This is a genomic window from Vibrio sp. 1978 (assembly GCF_033344345.1).
Genome location: NZ_JAWPOP010000966.1, coordinates 1 through 527, shown reverse-complemented (window position 1 = coordinate 527; position 527 = coordinate 1). Strand labels below are relative to the sequence as shown.

General features: G+C 52.9%; 1 pseudogene. It reads right to left on the bottom strand.

Annotated elements, in window-relative coordinates:
- Window positions 1-466 (bottom strand): annotated as a pseudogene (locus tag R8N49_RS30135) (phosphoadenosine phosphosulfate reductase); the annotation flags it as partial.
- Window positions 467-527: the final 61 nt, after the last annotated feature.

Sequence of the window (527 nt, the reverse complement as noted above, 5' to 3'; positions counted from 1 at the left end):
GCTGTTTTGCAATGTTGGCCGCACGAATAGTGCTTTCAGCATCACGACTGCCCAGCAAAAGGCAGACTTTCTGTCGAACCTCTTTGGGAAGCTCTCGCATATAAGCTGCCTTCGCTCTTTTGGCAGAGGTGATTTTTAAATCCTGGCTACACTGGCGGGCCGTGGAGTTGGAAAACGTAGGCAACCCCCTCCCAGTAAGGATTCGGCCCGTCCAACTCTGCGAGATCCCAGGCTTTGCTAGAACGATGGTCAGAGGAAGGTTTTCCTTCGCAATGAAACGCTCCAGCTCGGCCAGTTTCTGATCCGCCAGCCACCTTACCTCTGGGCTTTCGATCAGTGTGTCAGTGTGCAAGATGAAGTGGTGCTGGCTGATGGTCGCCCCACTCCTTACAGCCCGGATCAGGGCCATCAGGAACAGGTGCAAGACCGTTTCAGAATCTTTACCACTGGAATAGCCGATCATCATGGTCCACCCATCAATTAAGGCCGTGTGAATGGACTCAACCGATGACGTGATCAACGATGAC